Origin of the sequence: Polynucleobacter sp. CS-Odin-A6 (assembly GCF_018882095.1) — a bacterium.
Lineage (GTDB): Bacteria > Pseudomonadota > Gammaproteobacteria > Burkholderiales > Burkholderiaceae > Polynucleobacter.
The window spans coordinates 213,781-231,711 of the sequence record NZ_JACVPD010000001.1 but is presented as its reverse complement, the minus strand read 5'-3'; the positions used below and the strand labels follow the sequence as shown (position 1 = coordinate 231,711).

At 46.2% G+C, this 17,931-nt stretch carries 17 protein-coding genes; 8 read left to right on the top strand and 9 right to left on the bottom strand.

The window, feature by feature from the left end; genetic code table 11:
- The first annotated feature begins 30 nt into the window (after nucleotides 1-30).
- Nucleotides 31-2,430 carry an ATP-binding protein gene (locus ICN15_RS01235; protein WP_255532819.1) on the top strand — a complete coding sequence of 800 codons (2,400 nt, stop codon included), beginning with the start codon at nucleotides 31-33 and terminating at the stop codon, nucleotides 2,428-2,430.
- A 32-nt stretch (nucleotides 2,431-2,462) separates the two neighbouring features.
- Nucleotides 2,463-4,022 carry a D-alanyl-D-alanine carboxypeptidase/D-alanyl-D-alanine-endopeptidase gene (gene dacB / locus ICN15_RS01230; RefSeq protein WP_216200685.1) on the top strand — a complete coding sequence of 520 codons (1,560 nt, stop codon included), beginning with the start codon at nucleotides 2,463-2,465 and terminating at the stop codon, nucleotides 4,020-4,022.
- Here the strand turns inward: dacB and ICN15_RS01225 are convergent.
- The 7 genes from ICN15_RS01225 to ICN15_RS01195 form a co-directional block, all read right to left on the bottom strand.
- The gene (locus ICN15_RS01225) at nucleotides 3,968-5,062 is read right to left on the bottom strand and encodes an L-threonylcarbamoyladenylate synthase (protein WP_216200684.1); all 1,095 of its coding nucleotides are present in this window, start codon (nucleotides 5,060-5,062) and stop codon (nucleotides 3,968-3,970) included. The genes dacB and ICN15_RS01225 overlap by 55 nt on opposite strands.
- 2 nt (nucleotides 5,063-5,064) lie before the next feature.
- Entirely contained in the window at nucleotides 5,065-6,249 is a 1,185-nt protein-coding gene (locus tag ICN15_RS01220) for a 5-(carboxyamino)imidazole ribonucleotide synthase (RefSeq protein WP_216200683.1), read from the bottom strand.
- A gap of 3 nt (nucleotides 6,250-6,252) precedes the next feature.
- Complete coding sequence (purE, locus tag ICN15_RS01215; protein ID WP_216200682.1) at nucleotides 6,253-6,747, bottom strand: 5-(carboxyamino)imidazole ribonucleotide mutase; 495 nt, start codon at nucleotides 6,745-6,747, stop codon at nucleotides 6,253-6,255.
- An 81-nt stretch (nucleotides 6,748-6,828) separates the two neighbouring features.
- Nucleotides 6,829-7,725, bottom strand: a complete 897-nt coding sequence (locus tag ICN15_RS01210) for a phosphoribosylaminoimidazolesuccinocarboxamide synthase (RefSeq protein WP_216200681.1) — start codon at nucleotides 7,723-7,725, stop codon at nucleotides 6,829-6,831.
- 7 nt (nucleotides 7,726-7,732) lie between these two features.
- Nucleotides 7,733-8,797: a class II fructose-bisphosphate aldolase gene (fba, locus tag ICN15_RS01205; protein ID WP_216200680.1), complete on the bottom strand. Its 1,065-nt coding sequence runs from the start codon at nucleotides 8,795-8,797 to the stop codon at nucleotides 7,733-7,735.
- Between the two features lie 58 nt (nucleotides 8,798-8,855).
- On the bottom strand, nucleotides 8,856-10,292 hold the full coding sequence (gene pyk, locus ICN15_RS01200; RefSeq protein ID WP_216200679.1) for a pyruvate kinase: 1,437 nt from the start codon (nucleotides 10,290-10,292) through the stop codon (nucleotides 8,856-8,858).
- 1 nt (nucleotide 10,293) lies between these two features.
- A complete protein-coding gene (locus tag ICN15_RS01195; protein ID WP_216200678.1) occupies nucleotides 10,294-11,505 on the bottom strand; it encodes a phosphoglycerate kinase in 1,212 nt (403 codons plus the stop codon).
- 221 nt (nucleotides 11,506-11,726) lie between these two features.
- Here ICN15_RS01195 and ICN15_RS01190 point away from each other — a divergent pair, with 221 nt between their 5' ends.
- The 5 genes from ICN15_RS01190 to ICN15_RS01170 are packed head-to-tail and all read left to right on the top strand — an operon-like array spanning nucleotide 11,727 to nucleotide 15,048.
- Nucleotides 11,727-12,650 carry a branched-chain amino acid transaminase gene (locus ICN15_RS01190; protein WP_216200677.1) on the top strand — a complete coding sequence of 308 codons (924 nt, stop codon included), beginning with the start codon at nucleotides 11,727-11,729 and terminating at the stop codon, nucleotides 12,648-12,650.
- 14 nt (nucleotides 12,651-12,664) lie between these two features.
- Complete coding sequence (locus ICN15_RS01185; RefSeq protein ID WP_216200676.1) at nucleotides 12,665-12,853, top strand: zinc-finger domain-containing protein; 189 nt, start codon at nucleotides 12,665-12,667, stop codon at nucleotides 12,851-12,853.
- A 45-nt stretch (nucleotides 12,854-12,898) separates the two neighbouring features.
- A complete protein-coding gene (waaF, locus tag ICN15_RS01180; protein ID WP_216200675.1) occupies nucleotides 12,899-13,960 on the top strand; it encodes a lipopolysaccharide heptosyltransferase II in 1,062 nt (353 codons plus the stop codon).
- Between the two features lie 10 nt (nucleotides 13,961-13,970).
- Nucleotides 13,971-14,405 carry a nuclear transport factor 2 family protein gene (locus ICN15_RS01175; RefSeq protein WP_216200674.1) on the top strand — a complete coding sequence of 145 codons (435 nt, stop codon included), beginning with the start codon at nucleotides 13,971-13,973 and terminating at the stop codon, nucleotides 14,403-14,405.
- 28 nt (nucleotides 14,406-14,433) lie between these two features.
- Entirely contained in the window at nucleotides 14,434-15,048 is a 615-nt protein-coding gene (locus ICN15_RS01170; protein ID WP_216200673.1) for a DUF2946 family protein, read from the top strand.
- On the opposite strand, the gene ICN15_RS01165 is transcribed toward ICN15_RS01170, so the two are convergent.
- Nucleotides 15,049-16,767: a M48 family metalloprotease gene (locus ICN15_RS01165; protein ID WP_216200672.1), complete on the bottom strand. Its 1,719-nt coding sequence runs from the start codon at nucleotides 16,765-16,767 to the stop codon at nucleotides 15,049-15,051.
- Nucleotides 16,768-16,790: 23 nt separating this feature from the next.
- Between ICN15_RS01165 and moaC the strand changes: the two genes are divergently transcribed.
- Complete coding sequence (moaC, locus tag ICN15_RS01160; protein WP_216200671.1) at nucleotides 16,791-17,267, top strand: cyclic pyranopterin monophosphate synthase MoaC; 477 nt, start codon at nucleotides 16,791-16,793, stop codon at nucleotides 17,265-17,267.
- A 68-nt stretch (nucleotides 17,268-17,335) separates the two neighbouring features.
- On the opposite strand, the gene ICN15_RS01155 is transcribed toward moaC, so the two are convergent.
- Nucleotides 17,336-17,833: a pilin gene (locus ICN15_RS01155; RefSeq protein ID WP_304609508.1), complete on the bottom strand. Its 498-nt coding sequence runs from the start codon at nucleotides 17,831-17,833 to the stop codon at nucleotides 17,336-17,338.
- Nucleotides 17,834-17,931 lie beyond the last annotated feature (98 nt).

The window sequence follows — 17,931 nt, the reverse complement described above, 5'->3', positions numbered from 1 at the left end:
GCTTTTACTATCTGCTGTCTTGCTTCAAGCATGGCTCATGCCGGACCTTTCAGCACAGCGGAACAAGCATGGATCGATGCCCATCCTATCGTACGTTTTAGTATTCATGAAAAATATGCACCTTATCTAGCTCAATCAAGCAATCCAAAAGAGGCTGGTGTATTTAGAACTCTGCTGTCAACAATAGAAGAATGCACTCAACAGCAATTTCTTCCGATTTGGAGAAAATCAGATCAAGAAGGCTTAAAACAATTAAGTCGAGGTGAAGTAGATTTCATGATTGATCCACCCGGGATGAACGAACACATTTTACAGTTTGGCTCTCTCTCAAAAGCAATCTTCTGGGGACAAGATGCGATTGTTTCCAAATCATCTAGCAACTTAGATTTACCCAATCTAAAAATTGGATACTTTGATCGAGGCTTTGAAAATGCACCCTCGAGTGCCGATGGCATAGATACTACAAAAAATTTACCTAGCCAGTTAATTCAATCACTCATTAGAAGTGATGTCGAGGCGCTAGTAATGCCTATTCGCTTGGCACATCAACTGATACAAGGCACTCAAGATCTTGATTTGAAAGTCGATGGTCTATATAGTCGGGATCCTTTTGCGTATCGCTGGTTGATCTCAGATCACGATAGGCCCTTACACAATGTACTGACGCACTTCCTGGATGACCTTGATCCTATTGCATCACGCCAGCTCTTTGCATTTGGTGAAGTGCAGACACTTAAAGCACGGGGCCTATCAGAAACTGTACTGCCCTGGCTTAGTGCTATTCTCATCTTGATGATTGGCGGAGTTCTTTTTTACCAACTCCAAAGAAAATATTTCCATCAGAAAAAAACCGCCCTTGAATTGCTACAGTCAAAGGAGTTGGCCGAAAAAGCAAATGCCGCAAAGTCTGCTTTTCTAGCAACCATGAGTCATGAAATTCGCACGCCCATGAATGCTATTTTGGGGGTTCAGGAATTGCTTCTTGGGAGCGCGCAATTTCCCCAAAAAGATAAACCATTATTAAAAAGTGCTCAAGCTTCTGCCGAATCTCTTTTGGGCATGCTGAACCAAGTACTAGATATTTCTAAGATTGAGGCCGGCAAGCTCACCCTCAATTTAGAACCCTGCAATCCACATCAATTAATCATGGATATTCATGCTGCATTCACCACGGTAGCCAAGAAGCAAAACTTGCTACTCCATACTTCGATTGATCCCAGAATCGCTGAAGTACTAATGATTGATTCCTTGCGTCTTCGACAAGTTCTACAAAATTTATTGAGTAATGCCATTAAATTTACCTCACAAGGGGAGGTTTACTTCTCCATTACCGTGCTTGCGGATGATCATGCAGGGCAGCTTATTGAGTTTAGGGTGATTGATACGGGCATTGGGATGGGAAGCGAGCAAATTGAATTAGCGCTTCAAGCCTTTGAGCAACTACCCGCTACGCAAGAATCCTCTCTATGTGAGCATAAGAGAGGCACGGGCCTTGGGCTCACTATCACGAATCATTTAATTAACTCTATGAATAGTCACCTCTATTTTGAGAGTGCCCCGGGATTTGGTAGTAACGTTCATTTTTCAGTCGCACTTCCTAGAACGAGCATTGCCGCTTCACAGGTTTCTTTTTTTGATTCACTGACGCCATCTACCAAAAGGCTGATCTCTAAAAAATCTGGGCAATCTAATCAACCCCTTCATGCACTCGTAGTCGAGGATCATCCTGCAAGTCGCCAAATTCTCTCATTGCAATTAGAGGCGCTTGGAATTCAAACCTGGATTTGTGAGAATGCTAACCAAGCGATAGAACTCATGTGTGAGGCTCACTTTGATCTGATGCTTACGGATCAATCAATGCCCGGCATGCAAGGATCTGATCTAGCAAAACAGATCCGGATAGCCGGCAACCAGGACTTAATCATTATTGGCGTCACAGCAGATATTTATGCCCTAGATTCTCGCCATCAATTTTTATCGTCCGGTATGAATGGCGTCCTCATTAAGCCACTGAGCTTAGGCGCCCTTGAAAATGAGCTTATGCGCTACTTTGACTCTAGTAACCCATCGGCTTGTAGTGGAGAGACATACTCTTTTGATGCCTTCGCTAACCTCATTAAAGATGATCCATATCAAATTATTGTGATTTTGGAAGAGATTAAGAAGGTTCATATGGCAATTCTTGATGAGCTCTGTTCAACCGCCAACAAGAGTTCAATCGATGAAGCGCAATTTCAGAGCTTAGTCCATAAGGTGAAAGGTGGGGCGCAACTGCTAGGGGCCTCTCAATTTATCAATGCCTGCAAAAAACTGGAGGCTAGCGGACCACTTTTCGGGCGTATTGAGCAACTCACTGCCCTCCTAGAAGAACAAAACCAAATCATCGAGACTTATAAGAAAAAATATCGTCATTCATTAGTAGGGGGCTAGCCAGCTTCAAACTAAGGTTTATTCTATGGTACATGCGCGCCCATTCCTCTCTGACCCCCGTCCTCAGTCTGCTGGCTTTCCTATGGGCTGGCCTACTGATTACAAACCAAGCCTACTCTGCCGACTTAAGGACTCAAGAGACCCCGCTCCAGAAAATCCCTAAGGCTATTGCTAATACTCTTGAAAAAAACCAGATCCCTAAAGAGGCGATCAGTATTTCTGTGATGGAAATTGAGCCAAGTCACGCTGGAAAGATAGCAAGCAAAACTGCATTAGATTGGCGCTCACAGCAAGCGATGAACCCTGCTTCAACGATGAAACTTGTCACCACCCTTGCCGGTCTAGATATCTTAGGCCCTCAATATCGCTGGCGAACGAACATCTATACGGATGGGTTCATTCGTCAGGGCACCCTCAAAGGAAATCTATATTTGCAAGGTACAGGTGATCCTAAGCTGATCCCCGAAGAGCTGGCCAAAATGATGAAGGCCTTACAAAACCTTGGCATTCAAAAAATTGATGGTGATTTATTTTTTGATCGGAGTGCCTATGCCACCAATGTGATGGAGCACAACACCATCGATGGCGAATCTCTTCGTGCCTATAACGTTCCTCCAGATCCACTTCTTTACGCCTTTAGAACACTCTCATTTCAACTCGGTAAATCACGTACAGCAGATTTCATTGATATTAGCTATACGCCACCACTATCCCAGTTAAAAGTAATTAACCAGCTGCAATTGGTTGATCAATCTTGCGATAGCTGGAAAGGTAATATGCGATTCAACTTAGAGCCTGATGGAGATGGGACCCCTACGAATCAACTCATTACTGCCCAGTTCTCTGGAAGCTTCCCCAAGTCCTGTAAGGACGTGAGCTACAACGTCGTTGCTATAGATGCCAATACTTTTCTCACCCAAGGATTTGCAGCAGCATGGGAGCTGGCGGGCGGTAGTTGGGCTAAGGCACCTACAGGAAAGTCTGGAAATGTTCCTCTTTTATCTCGATTAATACTGCCATTTGAAGGCATCGCTCTTGGTGATGATGTGCAGGACATCAATAAATACTCTAATAATGTAATGGCCAAGCAACTGATGCTGACCTTGGCTTTACAAAAAATGGGGAAACCAGCAACCACTGAAAATGGTGAGCTTGTTATACAGAACTGGCTGAAAAACTTAGGCTTTCAGTTTCCAGAGCTAGTGATTGAAAACGGTTCGGGTCTATCTCGTAAGGAAGCCATCTCCGCGGAACATCTGAATCAATTATTAGTTACAGCCCGCAATCTATCTGTAGCTGATACTTTTTATAACAGCCTACCGATAGCAGGTACGGATGGCACGATGAGAAATCGCCTCATGACTCATCTCAGAAAATTTCTACATCTCAAGAAAAAACCTGAAGCCCGAATCAAAACCGGGTCTCTGGCTGATGTGAGGGCAATCTCTGGTTATGTGGTCAGTAAATCTGGAAAGATGTACGCTGTGACCTCTTTCATCAACCACCCCAATGCTTGGAGAGGTCTAGAAGTACATGATCAATTATTGGCGTGGCTACTAGACGATGGGCCGGAACCAAAACACGCGCGTTGAAGTCGGTCTCTCACGCCATCCCACTCTTCGCCGGAAGGCGGCTCTGGAAATAGAATGAGATCCCAATCCTGTTGATCTAGATCTCGCAAGGTGCGATATAAGCGACTCGCAAATGCCGTGCTATCGCTAGGCACCAGCACCTCTTCAAAATGCACGGATGGATGACCATCATCACCTAATGAAGAATCCGAATCCCACACTGCAACTGCTACGCGGGACTTGGTATCTGGAAACTCGCTGAGTGCATCTAACACTCTTCCAGATGAATACATTCTTAATGGAGTCCTTGGGGCGTAATGCGCACGTAGACTTCCAGATACTCTTGGCAAGCTAGACTCTTGCTCACTAAGATTACTTTCGCCGGGTGAATACACCCTAATGCCTGTCTTGGCAAAAATTTCAGTAGGGGTTATGAGGCCAGGCCGCAATAAAATTGGGTGAGTACCCGAAGATAAATCAATGATGGTGGATTCAATTCCGACTTCGCAATCACCGCCATCTAAAATCATCAGATCTAGCAGACCTGCAAACTCACTTCGGACATCAGCCGCGCTCGTTGGCGATACCTTGCCAAAACGATTCGCTGAGGGAGCTACAACGCCACCCTTCAATTTACGCAGTAATTCTTGTGCGATAGGATGTGCTGGCGCACGAATCGCTACCGTGTCTTGACCACCTGTGAGCTCAGTCAACACACTTTTATCTTTTTTAAAGACTAGGGTGAGTGGGCCTGGCCAAAAAGCATGAATCAGCTTCAGCGCATCCTCTGATAAATCTCTGACCCATGGGGCTAATACCGGCATCCAATCAACTTGAGCTTGATCAAATCGATCCGGAGCGGCTAAGTGGACAATCAGCGGGTGATTAGAAGGTCTACCTTTGGCAGTAAAAATCTTTTTGATTGCATCTGGGTTCTTCGCATCTGCCCCCAAGCCGTAAACTGTTTCTGTTGGGAAAGCGACTAAGCCACCCTCTCGCAAGGTCTGCACTGCTTCATTAATCACCACAGCTAATTGCGGCGAGCCACTCTCACTGGACATTGCTAGGGTTCGATTCCCAAGTCTACAGCGACGGCAGCACAATTTTGCCGAGCTTGATTAAGTGATTCACCCAAGCAATTAATATGACCCATCTTGCGACCCATGCGTGGATCAGCTTTGCCGTATAAATGCAACTTAGCATCCGGATGAGAGAGCACTTGATCCCAAGCAGGCTCCCTAACTTTATCTTCACTACCTTCGTACCAGAGATCCCCCAAGAGATTGAGCATAGAGACTGGGGCTAGCAAACGGGTGTCACCTAAAGGTAAGCGCGCCATACTTCTGACTTGCTGTTCAAATTGACTGCTGACACAAGCATCTATAGTGTAGTGACCCGAGTTATGCGGACGTGGCGCAATTTCGTTTGCCACAATGTCGCCATTCTTAAGTACAAAAAATTCTACGCATAAAACTCCTACGTAATCAATCTTCCTAATCAGTGCTTTAGCCGCTTCAACAATTTTCTTCTCTTGCCCAGGCTTTAGTGAAGGTGCCGGTACAGTAGAGGTATGCAAGATACCATCACGATGGATATTCTGAGAGACGGGGTAGGCAACGACAGCGTCATCGTCACCGCGCACCACCAAAGCAGACACTTCGAAATCTAAATCCATCCGCTTTTCCAGAACGCAGGGGACACGACCTAATTCAGCCCAAGCGGCCACTAAGTTTTCAGGTTCATAAACCGTAATCTGGCCTTTGCCGTCATAACCCATACGAGCGGTCTTCAGAATACCGGGGAATAAATCAGCATCTACGTGCTCAAGATCTGCATCATGTTCGATGACGCAGTATGGAACTGGACCAATATTGGTCTCCGCTCTCCAAGTGGCTAAGAACTTTTTCTCCGCAACCCGATTTTGAGCCAAAGATACGCAGCTACTACGGGGTGCCACAAAGACGCCTAATGATTCGAGCTCATCTAAGGCTTGGGCAGGAACATTCTCAAATTCAGTGCTGACCGATTTACATAAAGCCGCCATCTCTTTTAGAGCGGCAGAGTCGGTGTAATCGGCTTGAATGAATTTTTCAGCAATCGAACCAGCAGGACTATCCGAACCAGGATCGAGGACGCACACCTTGTAACCCATCGCCTGAGCGGCTTGAGTAAACATCCGCCCCAGTTGACCGCCACCTAAAATTCCCAAATAAGAACCCGGCAAAACGGGTTCCGAGCGATCCGCCATTTTTTAATATCCCGGCAAATTCATCGAGCGCGCAGTATCGGACTGCTTTGCACGAAACTCTTCTAGCTGTTTTGCTAAAGCAGGATCATTGATGGCTAAGTTGGCAATCACATGCAAGGCTGCATTTGCAGCGCCTGCCTCTCCAATAGCAAATGTTGCTACTGGAACGCCTTTGGGCATCTGCACAATTGAATAAAGAGAGTCTTCACCACGTAAATATTTACTTGCGACAGGAACGCCAAAGATAGGAACAATCGTTTTAGATGCCAACATACCCGGTAAATGTGCGGCACCACCAGCGCCCGCGATAATTGCTTGCAGGCCATTTGCTCGAGCATTCTCGGCATACTGGAACATGTCATCAGGCATACGATGAGCTGAGAGGACTTTAGCCTCATGGGCAACACCAAATTGCTCAAGCATTTGGGCAGCGTGTTGCATAGTTTCCCAATCTGAATTGGAGCCCATTACTATTCCGACTATTGGCTTTTTGCTCATTTACCTCTCCAAATACCCTGGTCTGACTCTGTTAATCTGTGTGAGCGCCTATTATCCCAGCCTTTTAGGGTCCCTAGGAAATTAGACCTTTGTTAAGCGAGCCAGGGCTTCGCGGTACTTTTCTGCCGTTTTATCAATGATGTTTGCCGGTAAAGCCGGTGCTGGAGCCGTTTTTGGCCAAAGCTTGCCGTCAACCATGGCTGTTTCGAGCCAATCCCGAACAAACTGCTTGTCATAGGAGGGAGGGTTTGCGCCCACATAATAGGTTTCAGCAGGCCAAAAGCGGGAAGAGTCAGCAGTCAGGATCTCGTCCATCAATACCAACTGTCCCGCACTATCTAAACCAAACTCAAACTTGGTATCAGCAATGATGATTCCACGTGTTGCGGCATATTCAGAGGCTTCTTTGTAAAGACGAATACTGACTTCACGAATTTGATTGGCTAGCTTCTCACCAATCATCTCGATGACTTTTTCAAAGGAGATATTTTCGTCATGCTCGCCAACATCTGCTTTTGCAGCGGGAGTAAAAATAGGCTCAGGTAATTTCTGGGCATTTTCTAAATCCTCTGGTAATACGATGCCGCAAACCCGACCAGACTCCTTGTAATCCTTCCAACCGCTACCAGCGAGATAGCCACGCACCACCGCTTCGACCAAAATCGGCTTCAGGCGTTTTGCAACCACTGCGCGACCTTGCACTTGCTCTATTTCTTCAGCAGAAACTACGCTAACCGGGTCGATGCCAGTCAAATGATTGGGAATGACATCAGCCAACTTCTCAAACCAAAAGTTCGCCATTTGATTTAGCACAATCCCCTTCTCCGGGATGGGCTGACCCATTACTACGTCAAAGGCGGATAGCCGATCTGTAGTAATCATTAGTAGCTTGTCATCTCCAAGCGCATAAACATCACGCACCTTTCCTTTCGAAAGCAAAGGCAGCGACTGAATAGAGGTAGCGTACAAAGCGGGCATATTTATCTCATTTCACAATCTGAGCCAATTTGCCACTCTTGTAAAGCTCTGCCATTTTTTCCAAAGGAATTGGCTTAATTTTGGACGCTTGACCTGAGCAACCAAATGCATTGAAACGTGCGATACAGACCTTCTTCGCTGCTTCACGTGCAGGCTTGAGATAATCACGGGGATCAAACTTACTAGGGTTCTCAAATAAGTATCGACGGATAGCGCCAGTCATCGCCAAACGAATATCAGTATCGATGTTGATCTTACGCACTCCATTCTTAATTCCTTCTTGAATTTCTTCAACAGGAACACCATAAGTTTCTTTCATGTCGCCACCAAACTCACGAATCTCTGCAAGTAGCTCTTGTGGAACGCTAGAAGAACCATGCATTACCAAGTGTGTATTCGGAATACGGGTATGAATTTCTTTAATGCGCTCAATTGCCAAGATGTCACCCGTGGGCTTCTTAGTAAATTTATAGGCGCCATGGCTAGTGCCAATCGCAATTGCCAAAGCATCGCACTGTGTGGCCTTTACAAAGTCAGCTGCTTGCTCTACATCAGTGAGTAACTGCTCACGCGTCATCTTACCGTCGGCGCCATGACCATCTTCTTTATCGCCCTGCATCGTTTCTAGCGAGCCTAGTACACCTAACTCAGCCTCTACAGTAACCCCAATAGAGTGAGAGAACTTCACCACCTCTCTAGACACATCGACGTTATATTCATAACTAGCTACAGACTTGCCATCAGCCTCCAATGAACCATCCATCATCACACTGGTAAAGCCACTCTTGATTGCGGCCATACAAACTGCGGGGCTTTGACCATGATCCTGATGCATGACAACGGGGATATGCGGATAGGCCTCGACTGCTGCAGCAATGAGGTGACGCAAGAAAGACTCGCCTGCATATTTTCGAGCGCCAGCAGAAGCTTGCATGATCACTGGAGAATCAGCCTCATGAGCGGCTTCCATAATTGCTGTGACTTGCTCTAAATTATTCACATTAAATGCCGGCAAACCATAGCCGTTTTCAGCAGCGTGATCCAAGAGTTGTCGTAAAGATACTAAAGCCATGATGATCTCTTAATTGAAAGATGAGTGATAAATGATTGAAGCAATATTTAAAAATGAATTACTTCACTTGAATAATTTTGAGTGAATTTGTGCCACCTGGCTCACCCATTGGCTCACCTGAAGTCAGAACAACAACATCACCCCTCTTCACCGCGCCCAAGCTCTTTAAGCAATCTTCTACCTCTTGTAAAGCAGTATCCCGCTCTTTAGTGTAGTTGAGGCCAATCGGAAATACGTTGCGATAAGTGCTCAAGGCACGCTGTGTTGAGATCTTTGAAGTTAACGCAAAAATAGGCACATGGATGTTATGGCGACTCATCCAGACTGCAGTAGATCCAGAGTCCGTCAAAGCAGCAATAGCATTGGCGTGTAGGTGATGCGCAGTAAATAAAGCCCCCAGCGCAATAGTCTGATCGATACGTGCAAAAGTTTGATCTAAAAAATCAGTATCTAACTTTACACGGTCAGACTTTTCAGCCTCAACGCAAATCTCAGCCATTGCTTTAATCGTTTGAACTGGATAGGAGCCGGCAGCAGATTCTGCAGACAGCATGACGGCATCTGTTCCATCGAGTACTGCATTCGCTACATCACTCACTTCAGCACGCGTTGGTACTGGAGCATTAATCATGGACTCCATCATCTGTGTTGCAGTGATCGTAAACTTATCAGCCTCAAGCGCCAATTTAATCATGCGCTTTTGTAGAGCTGGGACAGCAGCATTACCTACCTCAATAGCTAAATCACCGCGTGCAACCATAATGCCGTCACTTTCAGCAATGATGCTATCCAAGGCATCAGGGAGGATTGCCTCGGCACGCTCTACTTTGGCAATCGTACGAACTTTGCCAACGCCATACTTTGCACTTGCCGCATCCGCTAACTTTCTGGCGTAAGCCATATCGGCGCCATCTTTTGGAAAGCTAATTGCCAGAAAATCGACGCCCATAGCAATTGCTGCATCCAGATCAGAAATGTCTTTTTCTGTTAAAGCGGGAGCTGTTAACCCACCACCCGCTCGATTAATACCTTTGTTATTAGAGAGTGGGCCACCTTGCTCAACTAGGGTCAAGATTTCACCGCCTTGAACACCTTCTACACGAAGCACTACTAACCCATCATTTAGTAGAAGGCGGTCGCCGGGCTTCACATCACTTGGAAGTTCTTTATAGTCCAAACCCACCCGCTCTTGATTGCCAAGCTCGCAAGCCACATCTAATATAAATTTCGCCCCTTCTTTTAAGAGGATTTTGCTATCAACAAATTTGCCGACGCGAATTTTAGGGCCCTGAAGATCGGCCATGATGCCAACCTCTTTCCCAACTTCTGCTGAAATGCTCCGAACTAGGTTGTGGCGCGCCTGATGGTCTGCCACAGTGCCGTGAGAAAAGTTCATTCTCACTACATCCACCCCTGCACGAATCATCTCGCGCAATACTTCGGGCTTTTCTGAAGCAGGGCCTAATGTGGCAATGATTTTAGTTGCTCTTAACATATTAGTCTTTCGCTCTTTCAGCAAGCACTGCAAAGGCTGGCAAGGTTTTACCTTCTAAGAACTCTAAGAAAGCACCACCACCAGTAGAAATGTAATCCACTTGATTCTCAATGCCATATTTCGCAATTGCTGCCAAGGTATCACCACCACCAGCAATTGAAAACGCCGGTGAATGGGCAATCGCTGCCGCCAACATCTTAGTACCACCACCAAACTGGTCAATTTCAAATACACCTAATGGGCCGTTCCATACGATCGTACCCGCATGCGCCAACATAGTAGACAAACGGGCCGCTGTTTTAGGACCGATATCCAGGATCATGTCGTCATCAGCCACCTGATCTGCAGAAACTCGGTTTGCACGTGCTAATGGAGAGAGCTCGTTTGCAACAACAACATCTTCAGGAATAGGAACATGCGCTCCGCGCTTTTCCATGATTTCCATAATTTCGCGAGCCTCATTAACCAAGTTTGGCTCAGCCAAAGATTTTCCGATCGGTAAACCTTTAGCCAACATGAAGGTATTGGCAATACCTCCGCCTACAATCAACTCATCCACTTTGTCAGCCAAAGCTTTCAAGATAGTGAGCTTGGAAGATACTTTAGAGCCCGCTACGATCGCTACTAAAGGACGTTTAGGGTTTGCTAGAGCGCGACTCAAAGCATCCAACTCCGCTGCCATTAGCGGGCCTGCACAAGCGATTGGAGCAAATTTGGCTACGCCATTGGTAGTAGCCTCGGCACGATGTGCAGTACCAAAGGCATCATTGACGTAGACATCACATAGAGCCGCGATCTTTTTTGATAAGGCATCGCTATTCTTTTTCTCGCCCACATTGAGGCGGCAGTTCTCGAGCAATACTAATTCGCCTGAATTGACTTCAAATCTACCATCGACCCAATCACTAATTAAGGGAACTTTCCGATTTAATAGATTTGCAATCCGATCAGCCACCGGTGCTAAGCTATCTTCAGGTTTAAATTCACCCTCAGTTGGGCGGCCCAAGTGGGAAGTAACCATGACGGCCGCACCAGCATCCAAACACATCTGAATTGCCGGCATGGAGGCTCTAATGCGAGTGTCTTCAGTAATATTGCCCGCGTCATCTTGGGGCACATTGAGGTCTGCGCGGATAAAAACCCGCTTTCCCTTTAAAAGGCCTGCTGCAGCCAGTTCATTAAGGCGTTTTACTTTGAAGAGAGAGTCCGGCATGAGAATGGGTAAATTGGGTGATTTTTGAGGAATGTCTCATTCTAAATCCTCCGGACTAAGCACCCTAGAGGAATCAAGCTATCTGCCTGCTCTACCTGTTCTACCTGCTCTACAATAACAACATTTACGCATTCTAGGCGCTTAGCCACACTGGCGGCCTGGTACCACTGTTTTACTGAATTGATTTACCCAAGCTCATAAACACTTAAAAGGTAGAGAAAATGTCGATGTCTGACCGCGATGGCTTTATTTGGTCCGATGGGAAGCTTGTTCCCTGGCGTGAGGCCAATATTCATGTGCTAACCCACAGTCTCCATTACGGGATGGGTGTGTTTGAAGGTATTCGTGCCTACAAAACGCCTCAAGGTACCGCTGTTTTCCGCCTTCCTGAGCATGTGAAGCGCCTATTTAATGGAACCAAGATTTTCCAAATGAATATGCCCTACACCCCAACTGAAATCACCAGCGGCATCATTGACGTCGTCAATAGCAATAAGCTGGAAGCCTGCTATATCCGCCCTATTATCTTTATTGGATCCGAAAAGCTAGGGATTTCTCCAAAAGGCAACACTATCCATACCGCTATCGCTGCTTGGGAATGGGGTGCTTATTTGGGAGAAGATGGCATTAACAAGGGCATCCGCGTCAAAACCTCCTCGTTTACCCGTCACTTTGTAAATTCCTCACTTGTACGCGCCAAGGCCTCTGGCTACTACATCAACTCTATTCTTGCAAACCAAGAAGTGACTGCCAATGGCTACGATGAAGCTCTGCTGCTTGATACAGAGGGTTATGTATCCGAAGGTTCTGGCGAAAATATCTTTTTAGTGAATAACGGCATTCTTTACACCCCGGATTTGGCATCTTGCTTGGACGGCATTACCCGTAACTCCATTATCCAAATCGCCAAAGACCTTGGCTATGAATTACGCGAGAAACGCATCACTCGAGATGAAGTCTACTCAGCAGATGAGGCCTTCTTTACCGGTACTGCAGCTGAGGTAACGCCTATTCGTGAGCTAGATGATCGAACTATTGGTGACGGTAAGCGCGGTCCTATTACCGAGAAAATTCAGAAGACTTACTTTGATGCAGTTTATGGCAGAAATGATCAGTACAAGTCCTGGCTAACCTACGTTAAGTAACGAGAAAATAGATAATGAGTGAAGCTCAAGTTGTGATGATTGATGGTAAAGATTTGCCTTTACATTGCCCAACCAGTAATACGCCTAACTGGAATTCACATCCACGTGTATTTTTAGATGTTGCTAAAACGGGTGAGGCGAAGTGCCCATATTGCGGCACAGAGTACAAACTTATTCCGGGTACTGAGCCCCGCGGGCACTAAGCCCATCAGCATCCCAGCATGGGGTGCTGTATCGGGATACCTCATATGAATCGTATTCTGATCATCGCCCCGAATTGGATTGGAGATGCCGTCATGTCTCAACCACTACTGGCCAATCTCAAAATACTTTACCCGCAGTGTCAGATTGATGTTTTAGCGAGCCCTTGGGTCGCATCAATTTACCGAGCGTGCCTAGAGGTAAACCAAGTAATCGAAGCTAAGCTTGAGCACAAAAAATTGCAATGGGGCTTACGTAAGCAACTATCAAAGCAGCTTGAAAAGAATCAGTATGACACCTGCTTTGTATTGCCTAATAGCTTAAAGTCTGCGCTCATTCCCTGGCTTGCCAAGATACCGTTCCGCATCGGCTACCGAGGAGAACTCCGCTTTGGTCTCATTAACCTTGCTTTAGAAAATCCAAGCAAAGTGAATCGCCCACCTATGGTGAGTCATTACCTTGCACTCATTAATACGCTAGATCAATCTATAGCAGCTGATTCCAATCATCCAGCAAATCCGAGGCTTAAGGTTTCGACTGCGGCCAAGCAAGCAGTGCGTTCTAAATTAGAGGCGGCTGGCATTTATGCGCAATCCATCTATGTACTTTGCCCTGGCGCTGAGTATGGGGCCACCAAACGTTGGCCTGCAGAGTACTTCGCTCATCTCGCTCAGCTATTAATCAATCATGAACCAGATGCGCATTTGATTCTTCTAGGCAGTCAGAGAGACCATGTCATGGGAGAGCTAATTCAGACTGAAGTAAAAAACGCTTCGCAAATACATAACTGGTGTGGCGATACATCGCTTGATGAAGCCATTGCACTCATCGGCATGAGTAAAGCAGTGATCAGCAATGACTCTGGCTTAATGCATATCGGTGCGGCATTGACAATTCCGCAAGTGGCCATTTTTGGTTCAAGCGATCCAAGTCATACTCCACCATTATCTGATAAAGCTAAAGTCATTTGGCTGAACTTGCCGTGCAGCCCCTGCCATCAGAGAGAATGCCCACTGGGACATCTGAAATGCCTCCGAGATATCTCACCAAAAATGGTATTCAGCGCCATTCAATCACTTGATTCATTTTTACTTACGCCCAATCACTAGAAAGTAAGCCATGTCTAAACTTGCGAGACTCTTTCATAATGCCGATGAAGTAGTGGAAGCATGGCGTGATGCTTTAAAATATCGAGACGTCAAAGGTGCTTTAGCAATTTGGCTGGATGATGATTCCATCACTTGTGTTCTTCCGGAGGGTCAACGCCTGAGTGGTCATGCAGAAATTCGTGCGGGTCTAGAGCGCCTTTTAGCCAAGCAAGCCCTCTTTCTTGAGCCAATTGCCTGTATTAGCCATTCTGTTCTGGGCGCTGCCGTCTACGATACTACTGAAGCAGTTCACCTAAAGCCCGATCAAATTGAAGCAGCGTTCTTCTTGAACATCACCTTAGTTCTTCTACAGGATAGTCAAGGCTGGCGGATTGCGCATCTTCACGCTAGTCACTCTACTGAGGATACATTTGATGTACCAACCACTCTGCATGGTTTGCATTAAAAACGGATCGTGAATAGATTGCCGCCACATGGATGAGCAAGTACTAAAGTCTTTGATTAAATGGCCGCGTGTTCCTAACTGCTTTGGCTGGTTGGCGCTGGATCGTCGCGGTCAATGGCGCATGCGAGATGAATATGCCCAAGCAAATCATTTGCCTGGCAGCCCAATTCAACATGTAGCCTTAAATGAATTTATCTCCAGAAATTACGCGCGTGATTCCTTGGGAAGATATTTTTTTCAGAATGGTCCTCAAAGAGTGTTTATCACACTAGATGCCACCCCCTGGATTGCCAGAATGATTCCGAGTAAAAATGGCCCTCAACTATTGACTCAATGCGGAACAGAAATTAAACCCCACGGCGCTCTCAGTGACGAAAAAGGTAATATCTACATCACTGGAACTATTCTGGAATCCCATTCGGATCAGGTCGATAGTTCTGTTTTTACTAAAGCAGAATCTCTATCGGTTGCGCTTCTTCATGATCATGATTTAGATCTGTTCTCAAATCAGTCCAAGGTACAAGAAGATGCTTGTACCTTCAAAGGATCTTGGCAATGGGATGGCAAAGATCTACCCATTGAGCCCATCCATTCTGAAGAATTAAGTCAACGCTTTCACTTCATCAAAATACCAAGTAGTTAATTAGCCGGGCATATTTTTGCCTTGCTCCTTTAATTCATCTCGGTATTGCTTTTGCATTTCGCGCAGGCGCGCATCAATGCTGGATGCTTGATAAAAATCTGCACCGCCAGAGGATCTGGCTATTTTAAGCTGCTCAATTGCTGAGGGCCACGCACCCTCAAGAGCATACTTTTCCCCAAGCGCGTAATGACGCATGGGCACATTATTAGCTTGATCATATGCATTAGAAAGCATTGTCCACCAAACGATTTCATTGGGCTGCACCTTAGTGCGGGCTTTTAACCACGTGATCGCATCATTTGTTCGGCCGAGTTTGAGATAGGCATTCATCATCGCTGCACCGGCTGCATAAGACTGCGGATATGCTTTTAAAGTTGCCTGGGCAATTTGTAGCGCCTCTTCATTCTTTCCTTTAGCCAAAGCTAGCTCTGATGCGGTAATGTCCAACGAAAGGCTTTGTCTCTGGATAGGTGACCCAGGTGCGCTAGCGGTGTTAGCTAAAGTGCGCGCTTGCTGTAAATAGGTTGCTGCCTGATCAACCTTGCCTTGTTTTTGAGCGATAAGCGCAAGTCCATAAACACCTTCCATCTGCCTTCCAGGAGTGGGCTGTTTACTTAAACCCTCAAAGGTATTTCTTAAGTCATACATCTGACTAGATCCTCCGGACTGCTCCATACGCGCGCGTGCTTTAATAAAATAGAACTCCACCGCAGTGGAAACATTTCTATTGGGGATATTGCGTGCACGATCTTGCATATCTGCAATACGATCAGTAGTTAAGGGGTGGGTCCGCACATAAGCAGGAACACCGTTATCCATAATGCCGGTGGCCTTTTGTAGGCGCTGAAAAAAACCTGGTGCCCCATTCACATCATAGCCACTAGCAGCAAGTATCTGAAAGCCTATGCGATCAGCCTCACGTTCTGCATCCCTCGAGTAGGAAAGCTGGTTATTAACAGCAACTGCTTGACCACCCTGCATTAGGCCCGATGCTGCACCTGGATTACGTGAAGCTGCTAAGGCGCCCAGCAATATACCAGCCAAAGCAATCATCATATTAGTAGTCTGCTTATCCATTTGACGCGCTAAATGTCGCTGCAAAACGTGCCCTGTCTCATGTCCCATGACGGAAGCCACTTCAGAATCGGATTCAGCGCTCACTAATAAGCCCGTATGAAAACCTATAAATCCGCCTGGCAATGCAAATGCATTAATGCTGCTGTCTTTAACAGCAAATACTTCAAAGTTATAAGCGCCGCTCCCCTGCTCATTAGCACCACCCAGTTGCAACCGTTTTGCAGCCTCCAATAACCGACGTTCCATTTGATTGAGAAAATCGTAGATAGGCAAATCATTTGAATAATCAGGGTCAGGACGAATCTGACGCATGATCATCTCGCCATATTTTTTCTCATCCAAGCGGCTTAGGCTATCTCCACCGGGATCACCCATATCTGGCAGAACAAAGGTTGCCTGAGTTTGGGGCGCATTACGTGATGGCAAGTTAGAAGAACGGGCCTCAGGAGATTGCACCGCCCGACCTAAGTTTTGCAAAGCAGCGGACTCGCCTTGTACTGAGACATCCCCCGTTACAGACGGAGATCCTGGTCCAGCGGCATAGACCAAGCTGGCACTGGGCCAAGCCAAGGATAAAATCAATTGGCCAGCCAAAAGTCGTTTCAGTAATGAAGATTTTTGTGATGTCTTTATAACTTGCATCCCTATATGGTAAAACTTATCCCATGAACAAACTAACTCATTTTGATGCTAGCGGCCAAGCCCATATGGTTAATGTTGGGGATAAGCCCAATACCCACCGAATTGCCATTGCAAGCGGTAAGATCACTATGCTTCCGGAGACCTTCGACATGATTGAGGCAGGAACCCACAAAAAGGGGGATGTGCTAGGTATCGCCAGAATTGCAGGCATCCAAGCATCCAAAAAAACATCAGATCTGATCCCCCTTTGTCACCCCTTAGCACTGACACACGTTAGTCTTGAGTTTGCCCTAAGCAAAGATACCAGCAGTATTGCTTGCCAGGTAAGAGCAGAAACGACTGGTCCTACTGGAGTAGAAATGGAAGCGCTCACCGCAGTCCAAGTAGCCCTACTTACCATCTATGACATGGCTAAAGCGGTTGATAGGGGCATGGTGATTGGTGACATCCACCTGCTGGAGAAGAGCGGGGGTAAGTCAGGCGAGTGGAAGGCCCAATAGATAGCCCCGAAATAGAAATTAAGCCACCAAAGAGTGGCTTAATTTCTTATGAAATACGGATAACCCTCTTATTTCGTGATGCGACATTCTGAAGGAAGTAACTGGGGTAGTAGATTAGTTTCAGTAGACCGACAGGACCAACCACCAGCCCAAGTCGATCCCTCTGGCTTGGATAGATCAATCGCTTTTGGAGTATTGGCATCTGGATCATTAGTCGGTATGAGATGCAGCGTATTTTTATTTTCTGGCGCGACATTATTTTGAAAGTCGATCGCAATTGCTCCCGATGGCGTAATTTCAATCAATTTGACGCTCCGGGTTGGCACAAAAGTAAATGAACCGTTGGTTGCCTCATCCATTGTTACAGTACCCCTACTTGCAAACGCTTCTGTGACCGCCAACTTTGCGCTAGAGGAAAGATTCATACCCTCCACAATACGACTACGAGCGATGTAATCTTGATATTGTGGAACTGCTACGGCCACCAAGATACCAATGATGGCCACCACCACCATCACTTCAATTAAGGTAAAACCAGATTCTGTTTGTTGATCTTGTGTAGACATATTCATTAGCTCCTGAGGGTTGAATCCCTCATCATCCAGTCTATACCCAAGAGACTCAACATGTCCCAATGTAAGAAAAGCCAGCTTTGAAGGCTGGC